This window comes from Roseobacter sp. HKCCD6576-2 (assembly GCF_013179285.1).
GTDB lineage: Bacteria > Pseudomonadota > Alphaproteobacteria > Rhodobacterales > Rhodobacteraceae > Rhodophyticola > Rhodophyticola oceani.
In genome coordinates, this window is the sequence record NZ_WVNW01000001.1 from 246767 (window position 1) to 259416 (window position 12650).

The window sequence follows — 12650 nt, forward strand, 5'->3', positions numbered from 1 at the left end:
GGGACTAAGTCATGAAAACATATCAGAAAATGGGCCTGTCCCTCGGGACATTGGCCGCGATGGTGACCCCTGCGATGGCGCAAGAGGCGATGAGCCTTGATGAGCGCGTCAATGCGGCCTTCGCGTCGTTCACCGGGCCATTTGTGAGCCTGATCTTCGCCCCGTTTCCGGGAACAGAATTCCCCTGGATCGTCATGTGGCTGGTGATCGCGGCCTCCGTCTTCACGCTCTATTTCGGCTTTGTGCAGATCAAATACTTCATGCATTCGATCTCGCTGGTCAAAGGCGACTATGCTGACCCCGATGATGCGGGTGAGGTCAGCCATTTCCAGGCGCTGGCAACGGCGCTCTCCGGCACGGTTGGTCTCGGCAACATCGCCGGCGTCGCGGTGGCCGTCGGCATTGGTGGACCGGGCGCGACCTTCTGGATGATCCTGGCGGGTCTTTTAGGCATGGCGTCGAAATTCACCGAATGCACCTTGGGCGTGAAATACCGCAACGAGTACCCCGATGGCACCGTCTCTGGCGGCCCGATGTATTATATTTCGAAAGGGTTCAAGGAGTTGGGCCTGCCCGGCGGTAAGCTCCTAGCCGTGCTGTTTTCGATCTTCTGTATCTTGGGCGCGTTGGGCGGGGGCAATATGTTCCAGGCCAATCAGGCACATGCGCAGATCTCCGGGATCGTCGGAGACTATCCAGGCTGGATCACCGGCCTTGTCTTCGCGGCGGTGGTCTATGCGGTGATTATCGGCGGGGTGAAGTCCATCGCACGGGTGACCGAAAAGGTCGTACCGTTCATGGGCATCCTCTATGTCGGCGCAGCTTTGATCATCCTTGCCGTGAATTACGACATGATCGGCTGGGCCTTCGGTCAGATCTTCGCGGGCGCCTTCACCGGGCTCGGGGTTGCGGGCGGCATGGTCGGCGCGCTGATCCAAGGCTTCAAGCGAGCGGCCTTCTCGAACGAGGCGGGCGTTGGCTCGGCGGCGATCGCTCACTCGGCGGTGCGCACCAAAGAGCCGATCACCGAAGGCTTCGTGTCGCTTCTGGAGCCGCTGATCGACACCGTGGTGATCTGCACCATGACGGCGCTGGTGATCATCATCACCGGTCAGTTGATCAACGATCCCGAAACCGGCCTCTACCTGCTCGATGGCAACCATATTGCCACTGTTGATGGCAATACCGGTGTCGCCCTGACCTCGGCCGCTTTCGGCGCGTCGATCAGTTGGTTCCCCTATATCCTGGCGATTGCGGTGGTGCTCTTCGCCTTCTCCACGATGATCTCGTGGTCCTATTACGGATTGAAGGCGTGGACCTATCTCTTTGGCGAAGGCAAGACCTCGGAACTGATCTTCAAACTGATCTTCTGCGTCTTCGTGGTGATCGGTGCGGCGGCCAGCCTTGGCCCGGTGATCGACTTCTCGGACGCGGCGATCTTCGCCATGGCCGTGGTTAACATCACAGCGCTTTACTTCTTGATGAAAGTGGTCCGCGCCGAGCTGGCGTCTTACACCGCCCGACTGAAATCCGGTGAAATCCGGAAATTCGGCGCTGCGGACGCGGCTTAAGACATTGAGGGAGGCGGCCATCGTGCCGCCTCCTCTCTCCCCGCCCTCAGGGCACCTTCCCAAACAGAGCTTTCTCATGTATGGCCGCAGAATCTGAAATCCGGCGCCCGGACCCCAGCGCCTGACAAAGAAGATATCGGGGTCAGGGGGAATGCGCCCCCTATGCAATGGCCAATTGGGCCAACACAGGAACCGTAGATGTTTAACGTGACAAAAAAATCGATGGAGTGGGGCGAAGAAACGCTCACGCTCGAAACGGGCAAGGTTGCCCGTCAGGCAGATGGCTCGGTCATCGCCACCTTGGGTGAAACCTCGGTCATGGCCAACGTGACCTTCGCCAAATCGCCCAAGCCGGGGCAGGATTTCTTCCCGCTCACCGTGCATTATCAAGAGAAATACTATGCCGCCGGTAAAGTGCCTGGCGGCTTTTTCAAGCGCGAGGCGCGTCCGACTGAAAAAGAGACGCTGACCGCCCGCTTGATCGACCGTCCGATCCGCCCGCTCTTCGTGCCTGGCTTCAAACATGAAGTGCTGGTGATGTGCACAGTGCTTTCCCATGATCTGGTCAATGACCCCGACATGGTCGCGATGATCGCGACCTCCGCCGCGCTGACCCTGTCGGGCGCGCCCTTCATGGGTCCGATCGCCGCTTGCCGCGTGGGCTTTGAGGATGGCGAATACGTCCTGAACCCAACCGTGGATGACATGCACCAGCTGCGCATGAACCCCGATCAGCGGTTGGACCTCGTGGTTGCCGGGACCAAAGACGCGGTGATGATGGTGGAATCGGAAGCCTATGAGCTGACCGAGGCGGAGATGCTGGGTGCGGTGAATTTCGCCCATGAGCAGATCCAGCCGGTGATCGACCTGATCATCTCGCTGGCCGAAGAGGCGGCGAAAGAGCCCTTCGACTTCCAGCCGCCGGATTACAGTGAGCTCTATGCCGCCGTGAAAGCCGCCGGTGAGGAGATAATCCGCGCCGCCTATGCGATCACCGACAAGCAGGAGCGCACCACCGCCGTCTCCGACGCGAAAGCCGCGATCATCGATGCGCTCAGCGAAGAGCAACAGGAAGACGCCAATCTCGGCTCCGCCCTGAAAAAGCTCGAAGCGTCCGTGCTGCGGGGCGATGTGGTGAAAACCGGCAAGCGGATCGATGGCCGGGCCCTCGACACCGTGCGCCCGATTGTCTCCGAAGTGGGCCTTCTGCCCCGGACCCATGGCTCATCGCTCTTCACCCGTGGGGAGACGCAGGGCTTGGTTGTGACCACGCTCGGCACCGGCGATGATGAGCAGATGATCGACGCGCTGCATGGCACGTTCCGCTCGAACTTCTTGCTGCATTACAACTTCCCGCCCTATTCGGTCGGTGAAGCCGGTCGTGTGGGCCCTCCGGGTCGTCGTGAAATCGGGCACGGGAAACTGGCTTGGCGGGCGTTGCAGGCGGTTTTGCCTGCTCCGACCGACTTCCCCTATACGATCCGCGTGGTCTCCGAGATCACCGAGTCGAACGGCTCCTCCTCGATGGCGTCTGTCTGCGGCGGCTCGCTGTCGATGATGGATGCCGGTGTGCCTCTGAAAGCACCGGTTGCTGGTGTGGCCATGGGCCTGATCCTGGAAGAGGACGGCTCCTATGCGGTCCTGACCGACATCCTGGGCGACGAAGACCACCTGGGCGATATGGACTTCAAAGTGGCGGGCACCGAAAACGGCATCACCTCGCTGCAGATGGACATCAAAGTCGCCGGCATCACGCCGGAGATCATGGAGAAAGCACTTGATCAGGCGAAAGCCGGTCGGATGCACATCCTCGGCGAGATGGGCAAAGCGCTCACCGAAGGCCGTCAGGAGTTCTCCGCCCATGCGCCACGCATCGAAACGATGACCGTGCCCACCGACAAGATCCGCGAAGTGATCGGCTCGGGCGGCAAGGTGATCCGCGAGATCGTGGAAGTCTCCGGCGCCAAGGTCGACATCAACGATGATGGCGTGATCAAGATCGCGTCGGCCAACGCCGAGTCGATCCAAAAAGCCTATGATATGATCCATTCCATCGTGGCCGAGCCCGAGGAAGGCAAGATCTACAAAGGCAAGGTCGTGAAGATCGTCGATTTCGGCGCCTTCGTGAACTTCTTCGGCAAGCGCGACGGGCTGGTCCATGTCAGCCAGATCGAGAACCGCCGCCTGAACCACCCCTCCGACGTCCTCAAAGAGGGCCAGGAAGTTTGGGTCAAGCTCTTGGGCTTCGATGATCGCGGCAAGGTCCGCTTGGCGATGAAGATGGTCAACCAAGAGACCGGCGAAGAGCAAGCCAAGGAAGAGGCCGCCGATTAAGGCCGGTCTTCCATCACAAAACACCATGCGGGGTCAGGTCACACTGACCCCGTTTCTTCTTGGTGCTGGTTTGCTCTTCGAATATTGCAACACTAACTGAAACGTGACTGCCTCTGCCTTGTGGCAAAGGGGAAATCACGTAGACTCACCGCCGCACTGAACTTGGATCGATTTCGGGGATTTCACATGCTGACCCGCAGACATTTCATCATCACAGGGGCCGCTTTGGCCGCGACGCCCGTATTTGGGCAAGACGCTGTTTCCTTTGACGAATCCGTGGTTCGTCCGGAGTCAGAGGGCCCGAACCCTTGGGGTTTGCACCCCCGGTTTATGCCCACCGTGGTTGAAGCCCGCGCGGGGCTTGCCGCGGGCGACCTGCATGTGGATCCCGTCGCGCGTTATCTTTACCTGATCCGGGAAGATGGACTGACCGCTCTGCGCTATGGCGTGGCTGTGGGCCGGATTGGCCTGCAAAGCCCTGGCACCTACACGATCCGCCGCAAGGTTGAATGGCCCTCCTGGCGTCCGACCGATGCGATGATCGAACGTGAGCCGCATCTTTATGCGCAATATGCCGATGGTGTCGAAGGTGGGCCGGATAACCCGCTCGGGGCCCGGGCGCTCTATCTCTATGATGGTAACCGGGACACCTATCTGCGGGTGCATGGTACGCCGCAGCCTTGGTCAATTGGCACTTCGGCCAGCTCTGGCTGCGTTCGGATGGTCAATGATCACGTGATGGATCTTTATCCTCGCGTCCCGCTTGGGGCGCGGATCACGCTGCATTCCGCCTAGTTCCTGCCGTTGACCGAATAGGAAAGGCCCGCAGTTTTGCGGGCCTTTATGGTTTGTCCTAGGTCTGTTTTGCCTGGGTCGTCGAGGCCCGCCGCTTACTCCGGCAGTTTCGCCATCCGCAGATAGGGCAGCTTGGTGTCGATCGACCCGTATTTGGCAATCGCATCCGCATCGGAGACTGCCACCGGTACCACCACATCTTCGCCCGGTACCCAGTTCGCCGGCGTCGCCACATTCTCGCGCGCGGCGGTCTGCAACCCATCGAGCGCACGCAGAACTTCGGCGAAGTTCCGACCCACATTCATCGGATAGGTCATGGACAATTTCAGCTGCTTATCCGGCCCGATGATGAAGACTGAGCGCACCGTGGCGCTATCGGCGGGCGTGCGTCCGTCGGGCAAATAGGCCTCGGCAGGCAGCATGTCGAAGGATTTGGACACCTCCAGACCGTCATCGGCGATGATTGGGAAGCCCGCTTTTGCGCCGCCAACCGCTTCGATATCGCCTTTCCATTTCTTATGATCCTCGACCCCATCGACGGAGACGCCGATGACCTTAGTGCCGCGCGCGGCCCATTCATCGGCCAGCTGGGCAACCGCGCCAAATTCGGTCGTGCAAACCGGAGTGAAATCCTTCGGGTGGCTGAACAAAATTGCCCAGTCATCCCCAATCCAATCATGCAGGGCAAAGCTGCCTTGATCGGTTTCCACGGTGAGGTTCGGGATCGTATCATTGATGCGCAGGGACATGGGCAGTGCCTCCTTTTCCTGTCAGTGCCGTCGTCATGTGTCAGATAGGCATATAACACGGATTGTGCACCCGCGCGTGGCGTCGCAGGGGCAGATAAGAGCAACAGGTCGCGCACCCTCCGCTTGCGCGAACGCGCGTTCCGTTTCGTCACGATGGCGGCGAACATCGCCTCTTGCGCGCGCCAAATCGCAGTGACAGGCTCCGCGCGAAGCGAAGGGAGATATCGCCATGCCCGCATCGACAGAATTCTATATCAACGGCCAATGGGTGGCGCCGCATCAGCCCGATGATTTCCCGGTCATCGACCCGTCGACGGAGGAGGTCTGCGCGACCATCTCGCTTGGATCCGAGGCTGATACGAACGCAGCCGTCGCCGCCGCGAAGGCGGCGTTTAACGGATGGGCCGCGACACCCATTGCGGATCGGATTGCGGCCCTGCAGCGCCTCCGCGATGTCTACAAGAAACGCGCAGGCGAGATGGCCGAAGCGATCAGCCAAGAGATGGGCGCGCCGATTGATCTGGCCAAGCAGCAGCAGGTTGGCGCAGGCATCTGGCATCTCGATGGGTTCTTGAATGCGGCGAAAGAGTTTGCATGGGATCACCCGCTCGGGCCGCAAGCGCCGACCGAGCGCATCCTCCATGAGCCGATTGGCGTTTGCGCGCTGATCACGCCCTGGAACTGGCCAATGAACCAGATCGTGCTGAAATGCGCCCCGGCGCTGGTCACCGGCTGCACGATGATCTTGAAACCTTCGGAAATCGCCCCGCTTTCGGGCCTGCTCTTTGCCGAGATGATGGATGAGGCCGATCTGCCACCCGGCGTCTTCAACATGGTCAATGGCGATGGCCCCGGCGTCGGCAGCACGCTTTCTGCCCACCCGGATGTGGATATGGTCAGCTTCACCGGCTCGACCCGTGCCGGGCGTCTGATCTCCATCGCGGCGGCTGATACGATCAAACGCGTCAGCTTGGAGCTTGGCGGCAAGGGCGCCAATATCATCTTCGCCGATGCCGACGAGAAAGCGGTGAAATCCGGCGTGATCCGCTGCTTCCGGAATACCGGTCAAAGCTGTAACGCGCCGACGCGGATGATGGTGGAGCGGTCCCGCTATGATCAAGCGGTGGAGATTGCTGCGGCGACAGCGCAAGCCACCACCGTGGGCCCCGCCAATGAAGAAGGCCGCCATATCGGCCCCGCCGTGTCGGAAATGCAGTTCAACAAGATCCAAGATCTGATCCAAAAAGGCATCGACGAAGGCGCGCGTTTGGTCGCCGGTGGCACGGGACGCCCCGAGAACCTCAACCGCGGCTATTACATCCGCCCGACCGTTTTTGCCGATGTGACGCCGGATATGACGATCTATCGCGAGGAAATCTTTGGCCCCGTCCTTTCGGTCATTCCGTTCGAGGATGAGGCCCATGCGGTCGAGATGGCCAATGACACGCCCTATGGCCTGACCAACTACATCCAGACCGGCGATAATGAGAAACTCCGCCGCGTTGCCCGGCAGCTCCGCTCAGGCATGGTCGAAGGCAATGGCGTGGGCTTTGGTCAGGGGTCACCCTTCGGCGGGTTCAAGCAATCCGGCAACGGTCGGGAGGGCGGAAGCTTTGGCCTCCACGAGTTCCTGGAGATCAAGGCCGTGAGTGGCTGGGGCGAATAGGCGAGACGCGCGCGTGCTGTGATGCCGCGCCAGGGCCTGGTCTTTAAGTGTCGCCATCGTCTGAAGTCGCTGATGCGGCCCATACGATGGCGCCTGCCTCAGCATTCACGTCGAGACATCGAACCGTTTACAGACCGAACCCTCGGGCGTCCGATAGGTCTGAAAGCCCATCGCTTCATAATACGACAGCGCTTCGGGGTTCGTGGCCCCGATGGTTGCATCGATATGCGCCAGACCGGCGTCGCGCCTAGCCGCCGAGGGCCGTATGTGGGTACCGATGATGCCCCATCCGGGTTCGACGCCCCATTCATTCCCAGCCCGGGCGCGCTTGAGCGACTGGAACCCCAATACGACGCCATCCTCTTCGGCCACCGCGCAGCAGATCTTGTCCGCATCCTCAATGTAGTTGGCCCGCACGAAAGCCTCGTCATCGGGCCGCGTCCGTTTGCCAGACGCAGTCAATTGCTGAAGAAACGCGCTGATCTGTTCAACATCTTCGATGGTGCCGTCTCTTACGATCATTGTCGGTTTCTCCAGTCAGTTGCAGTCGTGATACGCCGGATTTTGTCGGCGCGCTGAGAGATCAGCGCATAAGTCAGTTGCAGACGTCTTTCAACGTTCGACCTCTCATGACCTCCGCCACACATGTCGGCAATGGCACCTTCTGGCGTTTCTTGCAGGTGGTTTGGGTCGGGCAACATAGCCATAAGGGTTATCTGATGATTCGCTCTGGGCAAGCCCAGATCGCCGCCTAACTCGTTCCGGAGCATGACAGGATTGAGGCCCGTGCCGACGCATTCGCAGAGAAAGACCGTTCTGATCATCGGCAGTGGACCGAATGCGGTCGAGGCGGCGGCGTGGGATCGCGACGCCTTTACGCATATCGTCGCGATCAACAACGCTTTCGCCATCCGACCCGATTGGGATTTCGCGATCTACCCGGAGGATTTGCCGGTGGACCGTCGGCCGACGGGTCTGCGCCCGGGGCAGCGGATTGTTGAGGCGGCGGATTACGTTCCGGTTCAAAACACCCTGGGTGGCTTCGTCTATGCCGGTGGCACGATGGCGTTCACGGCAGGATATTGGGCTTTGGCCAGCCTCAAACCTGCCGCGATGGGGTTTGTCGGGTGCAACATGGTCTACCCCGCCACAGGCAACACGCATTTCTACGGCGTTGGCGCGGCGGACCCGCTGCGCGATGATATCACGCTGCAATCTCTTGAGGCGAAATCTGCGCGGCTCGAACTCATGGCGGCGGCCCGTGGTTGTGCCTGCGTGAATCTGTCGGACGGCGAAAGTCGGCTGACATTCCCGCGCGGAATCCCAGAGACGCTGTCGGATGCGCAGGTGATCACACCGGAGCCTAACAGCTTGGCGGCGGCTCAGGCACGGGAGCATGCACTGGGCTATGCGGTGCCGTCGGGTCGCTATTGGGAAGTGGCGGACCAGTTCGATGCCGCCGAGTTGCGCGGCGTCGACGCTCTTTGGTTGGCGGCATTCGCGGCCGCGAGAGGCGCGTAGGACGGTCAGAGACACCTATAGCGCTCGCCTTAAAACGGCACTTTCGCCCGGAAGCTGATGCCTTTGCCGCCATCGGGATGGCGCAGCTTCAAGCTCTCCGCATGCAGCATCAGCCGGGGATAATCGCGCGCGGCCCCCTCGGCATAAAACGGATCGCCCAGAATCGGATGGCCGATTTCTTTCATATGAACCCGTAGCTGATGTGACCGGCCAGTCTTCGGGTAGAGGCGCACCCGCGTTGTCCCATCTTCAACCCGCACCACCCGCCAATCGGTTTGCGCCGGTTTGCCGATCTCATGGTTTACGTGCTGCAACGGGCGGTTCGGCCAATCCACGATCAAGGGCAGGTCGATATGCCCCTCCTTCGCCGCCATCTCCCCCCAAACCCGGGCGACATAGACCTTCTTCATCTGGCGTTTCTCGAATTGCAGACCCAGATGACGTTGCGCATGCGGGCTGCGCGCAAACACCATCACGCCGGAGGTGTCCATATCCAGCCGATGCACCAAAAGCGCCTCGGGAAATGCCTTCTGAACCCGGGACAGAAGGCAATCGGCCAGATGTTCGCCGCGACCGGGAACGCTTAGAAGGCCGCTTGGCTTGTTAACCAGGATCAACTCGTGATCCTCATGCAGAATCTCCAGCGCGGTGTCGGGTGGTTGGTAACCCAGCACGCGGATCGGCGTGCCGTCATTTCCGCCTGTTTGGAGACGCCTGCCACTCATCGGGTTGCGCAAATGTACCAGCCGGGCGCGCAATGCCAGACCCGTTCGCCCCGCCGACCAGTATAGTGGCTCTGGCCGCGCATCCTGATCTTGGCTGAGAGGATGTCTTTCATCGCCGCCCATTCGGTCGTGAGCGGGCGCACAAGCTTGTCGCCGCGCCCGGTGATCAACTGCCCGGCGGTCGCCCGGCCGAACACGAGCGGCAAAAGCGTGGCCCGGCGGTACCCGCACTGCGCCAGGGCTTGTTGCCACCAAGACGGAGTGTGCCGATTGTAGTCGTCCGGATGACCGTGAACCCGATAAAGAAACGGCACTGTAATATGCAGCGCAGCCCCTGGTTTCATCACCCGCGCCAACTCGATCAAGGCACCGATATCGTCAAAGATGTGCTCAAGCGTGTTGAAGGTGAGAACCGTGTCAAACGTTGCGTCATCGAAAGGCAAGCGCGCACCTGGGGTGACGATATGAGTGGGATCGAACTCCGCGTCAATATTGACCGACAAAACCTGCGTGTCGGATGGAAAAATAGGCGCGTATTCGGCATTCCGCCCGCCACCGAAATCCAAAACCCGGCCAGTGACCTGCAATCGGTCCAGAATGTCGTACTCCATGGCGCGTAAGATGGTCATGTCGCGCCCCTTGGCCCTTAGCCGCCGCCAGTCGGCAAAGCTTGGGATCGGTGGATCGACCAGTGTGAAATCCATTCCGCGCGTGTCCTCGCAAAAAAAGTTAAACACGCGCCCGGCTTACACAGGGTGCACGCGGTTTGCCAAGGATGGTGGGGCTATTTCTTTTCCTGGTTTGCCCCTCTCATGGTCCACATGCTGCAACGGGAGATTCGGCCAATCCAAGATCAAGGGTAGTCCGAGAGGTCATCCCCCTTGCCTGGTGCCCTCATTAACCTGCTGGCTTTATTTATAAAATCAACTCGTAATTTTCAAAGATCACGTCCAATGGGGCCGTTGGTGGGCGATAGTCGAGCGAGGTCAAGGGAGCGTATTGCCCCGGGGCTTGACCTTGTGCAAACTCATCGGAAGACCGACCTAATCCTCTGCGGGCATGCGGTGGATTTCGGTCCCGTCTCGCCCCACGATCACCGGACCGTCGAAGACCGGCATGATCTCGGCCAGCCAATCGGCTTCGGTGATTTCTGGGTCATCAGCCGGAACCAGATGATGCAGCGCCAAGAGTTGCACCTCCGCCGCCGCCGCAATCTGCGCCACATCGCGCGCCTCGGTATGGGCGGCCAGGATATGGGCTTTCAACCGTTCGCCATTGCCGGTCTTGGCCACGATCCGGTCAACGCCACGTTCCAACATCGCCTCATGGATCAAAATATCCGAGCCAGCGGCGAAATCGGCCAGCGGCGGGAAATACGCAGTATCGGCGCTGAAGGTGACCCGCCAGCCGTCGTACTCAAAGCGTAAAGCAAAGCAGTCGATCACCGGCGGATGTGGCACACGCAGAGCGGCGACCTCCAGGCCCGGCACCACTAAGGGTCCCTCACCAAACTCAACGATCTGAACCAGCTCGTTGAGGTCGGGGCGGCCCTCATCATCAATCCGCAGTGCGATGTCGTAGCTGAGCGATTGCAGGAACCCGGCCCAAACCGCGCCGATGCCCGCTGGCCCATAGACCGTCACTGGCGTCGCCAGCCCCGCCGTCCAGGCGGTGTGGATCAACGGCCCCAGTTCCAACACGTGGTCGGAATGCAGATGGGTGACGAAGATCAGGTCCAGCTCTTTCAGCGACACCCCTGCCTCGACCAAACCCTTTGCAACCCCCAACCCGCAATCGACGACGATCCGCCGGCCGCCCATCTCAAGCAGCGAGGCCGTTGGCATCGGCCCACCCGGTCGGATCGCTGGGCCGCCTTTGGTCCCCAATAGAACCAGCCGGTCCGGTCTCATTTCTTCCCCGGTGTGCCGTCGAACTTCTTCTCCAGCGAGGTCCAGCAATCGATGTAGTCATCCTGCAAGGGCGCCTCGTTGGCGGCGAAGCCGGTCAGATGCTGCGGGAACCGGGTCTCGAACATGAAGGACATGGTGTTGTCCAGCTTCTCGGGCTTCAGATCGGCATTCGATGCGCCTTCAAAGGCCTGCTTATCCGGCCCGTGCGGCAGCATCATATTATGCAGGCTCATCCCGCCCGGCACGAAGCCTTGCGGTTTCGCGTCATACTGGCCGTAAATATTACCCATCAGTTCCGACATGATGTTCTTGTGATACCAGGGCGGGCGGAACGTATCCTCCATCACCATCCAGCGCTCTCGGAACAGCACGAAGTCGATATTTGCAGTGCCCGGCACGCCGGAGGGCGCGGTCAGCACGGTAAAAATCGACGGGTCGGGATGGTCGAACAGGATCGCGCCGACTGGGCAATAGGTCTTCAGGTCGTATTTCACCGGCGCGTAATTGCCATGCCAGGCAACCACGTCGAGTGGGCTATGCCCAATCTCACACTGGTGAAACTGGCCACACCATTTTACGGTGACACTTGAGGGCACCTCGCGGTCTTCAAATGCCGCCACGGGGGTTTTGAAGTCCCGCCGGTTGGCCATGCAGTTCGCACCGATCGGGCCGCGCCCGGGCAGCTCGAATTTCTGACCGTAATTCTCGCAGACAAAACCACGCGCTGGCCCGTCGATCAGTTCCACCCGATACAGCAGCCCGCGCGGGATGATCGCAATCTCCTGCGGCTCCAGATCGACGATCCCAAGCTCGGTGCAGAAGCGCAGACGCCCTTCCTGCGGCACAATCAGGATCTCGCTATCGGCGGAGTAGAAATAAGCATCCTCCATCGAGGCGGTGACCAGATAGATATGGCTCGCCATGCCAACCTGCGTGTTGACATCGCCCGCCGTGGTCATCGTGCGCATGCCGGTCAGCCAGGTCAGCGGCGCATCGGAATGCGGCACCGGATCCCACCGGTATTGGCCGAGGCTGATCACATCGGGGTCAACATGCGGGGCCGATTTCCAGTAGGGCAGATCGATCTTGGTATAGCGGCTCGAATGTTTCACCGAGGGACGGATGCGGTAGCACCAGGTGCGTTCATTCTGATGCTGTGGCGCGGTGAAGGCGGTGCCGGTCAATTGCTCGCCATAGAGCCCGTAATTGCACTTCTGCGGGCTGTTCATCCCTTGCGGCAGGGCCCCTGGTAGCGCCTCTGTCTCAAAATCATTGCCGAAACCGGGCATATAGCCCTCGGTCGTGCCGACGGGGGTGACCGCCTGGACCATGCCAGCGGGCGTGTTCTGTGTGTTCATCTGCGCATCCTCCAAGGCTCC

At 60.5% G+C, this 12650-nt stretch carries 11 protein-coding genes; 5 read left to right on the forward strand and 6 right to left on the reverse strand.

The window, feature by feature from the left end; all coding sequences use genetic code 11:
- Positions 1 to 11: 11 nt before the first annotated feature.
- From GTF44_RS01235 to GTF44_RS01245, 3 genes are all read left to right on the forward strand, one after another.
- Positions 12 to 1571: a sodium:alanine symporter family protein gene (locus tag GTF44_RS01235; RefSeq protein ID WP_171559403.1), complete on the forward strand. Its 1560-nt coding sequence runs from the start codon at positions 12 to 14 to the stop codon at positions 1569 to 1571.
- Positions 1572 to 1769: 198 nt separating this feature from the next.
- A complete protein-coding gene (gene pnp, locus GTF44_RS01240; protein WP_171559406.1) occupies positions 1770 to 3905 on the forward strand; it encodes a polyribonucleotide nucleotidyltransferase in 2136 nt (711 codons plus the stop codon).
- 186 nt (positions 3906 to 4091) lie between these two features.
- Positions 4092 to 4700: a L,D-transpeptidase gene (locus GTF44_RS01245; RefSeq protein ID WP_145213168.1), complete on the forward strand. Its 609-nt coding sequence runs from the start codon at positions 4092 to 4094 to the stop codon at positions 4698 to 4700.
- Between the two features lie 95 nt (positions 4701 to 4795).
- Here the strand turns inward: GTF44_RS01245 and GTF44_RS01250 are convergent, their stop codons facing one another.
- Entirely contained in the window at positions 4796 to 5449 is a 654-nt protein-coding gene (locus GTF44_RS01250; protein ID WP_171559409.1) for a peroxiredoxin, read from the reverse strand.
- 229 nt (positions 5450 to 5678) lie between these two features.
- On the opposite strand from GTF44_RS01250, the gene GTF44_RS01255 reads away from it, so the two are divergent.
- Positions 5679 to 7115: an aldehyde dehydrogenase family protein gene (locus GTF44_RS01255; protein ID WP_171559411.1), complete on the forward strand. Its 1437-nt coding sequence runs from the start codon at positions 5679 to 5681 to the stop codon at positions 7113 to 7115.
- A 105-nt stretch (positions 7116 to 7220) separates the two neighbouring features.
- On the opposite strand, the gene GTF44_RS01260 is transcribed toward GTF44_RS01255, so the two are convergent.
- Complete coding sequence (locus GTF44_RS01260) at positions 7221 to 7637, reverse strand: GNAT family N-acetyltransferase (RefSeq protein ID WP_171559414.1); 417 nt, start codon at positions 7635 to 7637, stop codon at positions 7221 to 7223.
- A gap of 264 nt (positions 7638 to 7901) precedes the next feature.
- Between GTF44_RS01260 and GTF44_RS01265 the strand changes: the two genes are divergently transcribed.
- Complete coding sequence (locus tag GTF44_RS01265) at positions 7902 to 8636, forward strand: hypothetical protein (RefSeq protein WP_367383349.1); 735 nt, start codon at positions 7902 to 7904, stop codon at positions 8634 to 8636.
- A 29-nt stretch (positions 8637 to 8665) separates the two neighbouring features.
- On the opposite strand, the gene GTF44_RS01270 is transcribed toward GTF44_RS01265, so the two are convergent.
- From GTF44_RS01270 to hmgA, 4 genes are all read right to left on the reverse strand, one after another.
- On the reverse strand, positions 8666 to 9361 hold the full coding sequence (locus tag GTF44_RS01270) for an RluA family pseudouridine synthase (RefSeq protein WP_171559420.1): 696 nt from the start codon (positions 9359 to 9361) through the stop codon (positions 8666 to 8668).
- Positions 9358 to 10065 carry a class I SAM-dependent methyltransferase gene (locus GTF44_RS01275; protein ID WP_171559422.1) on the reverse strand — a complete coding sequence of 236 codons (708 nt, stop codon included), beginning with the start codon at positions 10063 to 10065 and terminating at the stop codon, positions 9358 to 9360. Before GTF44_RS01275 ends, GTF44_RS01270 begins: the two co-directional genes overlap by 4 nt.
- A gap of 339 nt (positions 10066 to 10404) precedes the next feature.
- Positions 10405 to 11271 (reverse strand): MBL fold metallo-hydrolase, encoded by an 867-nt coding sequence (locus GTF44_RS01280; protein WP_171559425.1) that lies wholly within the window; start codon positions 11269 to 11271, stop codon positions 10405 to 10407.
- Positions 11268 to 12629, reverse strand: coding sequence for a homogentisate 1,2-dioxygenase (gene hmgA / locus GTF44_RS01285; protein WP_171559427.1), 1362 nt, complete (start codon positions 12627 to 12629; stop codon positions 11268 to 11270). Before hmgA ends, GTF44_RS01280 begins: the two co-directional genes overlap by 4 nt.
- Positions 12630 to 12650: the final 21 nt, after the last annotated feature.

Coding starts and splice junctions, on each gene's coding strand:
- GTF44_RS01255 (WP_171559411.1), top strand. CDS start 5,679: ATGCCCGCATCGACAGAATTCTATATCAACGGCCAATGGGTGGCGCCG.
- GTF44_RS01260 (WP_171559414.1), bottom strand. CDS start 7,637: ATGATCGTAAGAGACGGCACCATCGAAGATGTTGAACAGATCAGCGCG.
- pnp (WP_171559406.1), top strand. CDS start 1,770: ATGTTTAACGTGACAAAAAAATCGATGGAGTGGGGCGAAGAAACGCTC.
- GTF44_RS01275 (WP_171559422.1), bottom strand. CDS start 10,065: ATGGATTTCACACTGGTCGATCCACCGATCCCAAGCTTTGCCGACTGG.
- GTF44_RS01280 (WP_171559425.1), bottom strand. CDS start 11,271: ATGAGACCGGACCGGCTGGTTCTATTGGGGACCAAAGGCGGCCCAGCG.
- GTF44_RS01270 (WP_171559420.1), bottom strand. CDS start 9,361: ATGAGTGGCAGGCGTCTCCAAACAGGCGGAAATGACGGCACGCCGATC.
- GTF44_RS01235 (WP_171559403.1), top strand. CDS start 12: ATGAAAACATATCAGAAAATGGGCCTGTCCCTCGGGACATTGGCCGCG.
- hmgA (WP_171559427.1), bottom strand. CDS start 12,629: ATGAACACACAGAACACGCCCGCTGGCATGGTCCAGGCGGTCACCCCC.
- GTF44_RS01250 (WP_171559409.1), bottom strand. CDS start 5,449: ATGTCCCTGCGCATCAATGATACGATCCCGAACCTCACCGTGGAAACC.
- GTF44_RS01245 (WP_145213168.1), top strand. CDS start 4,092: ATGCTGACCCGCAGACATTTCATCATCACAGGGGCCGCTTTGGCCGCG.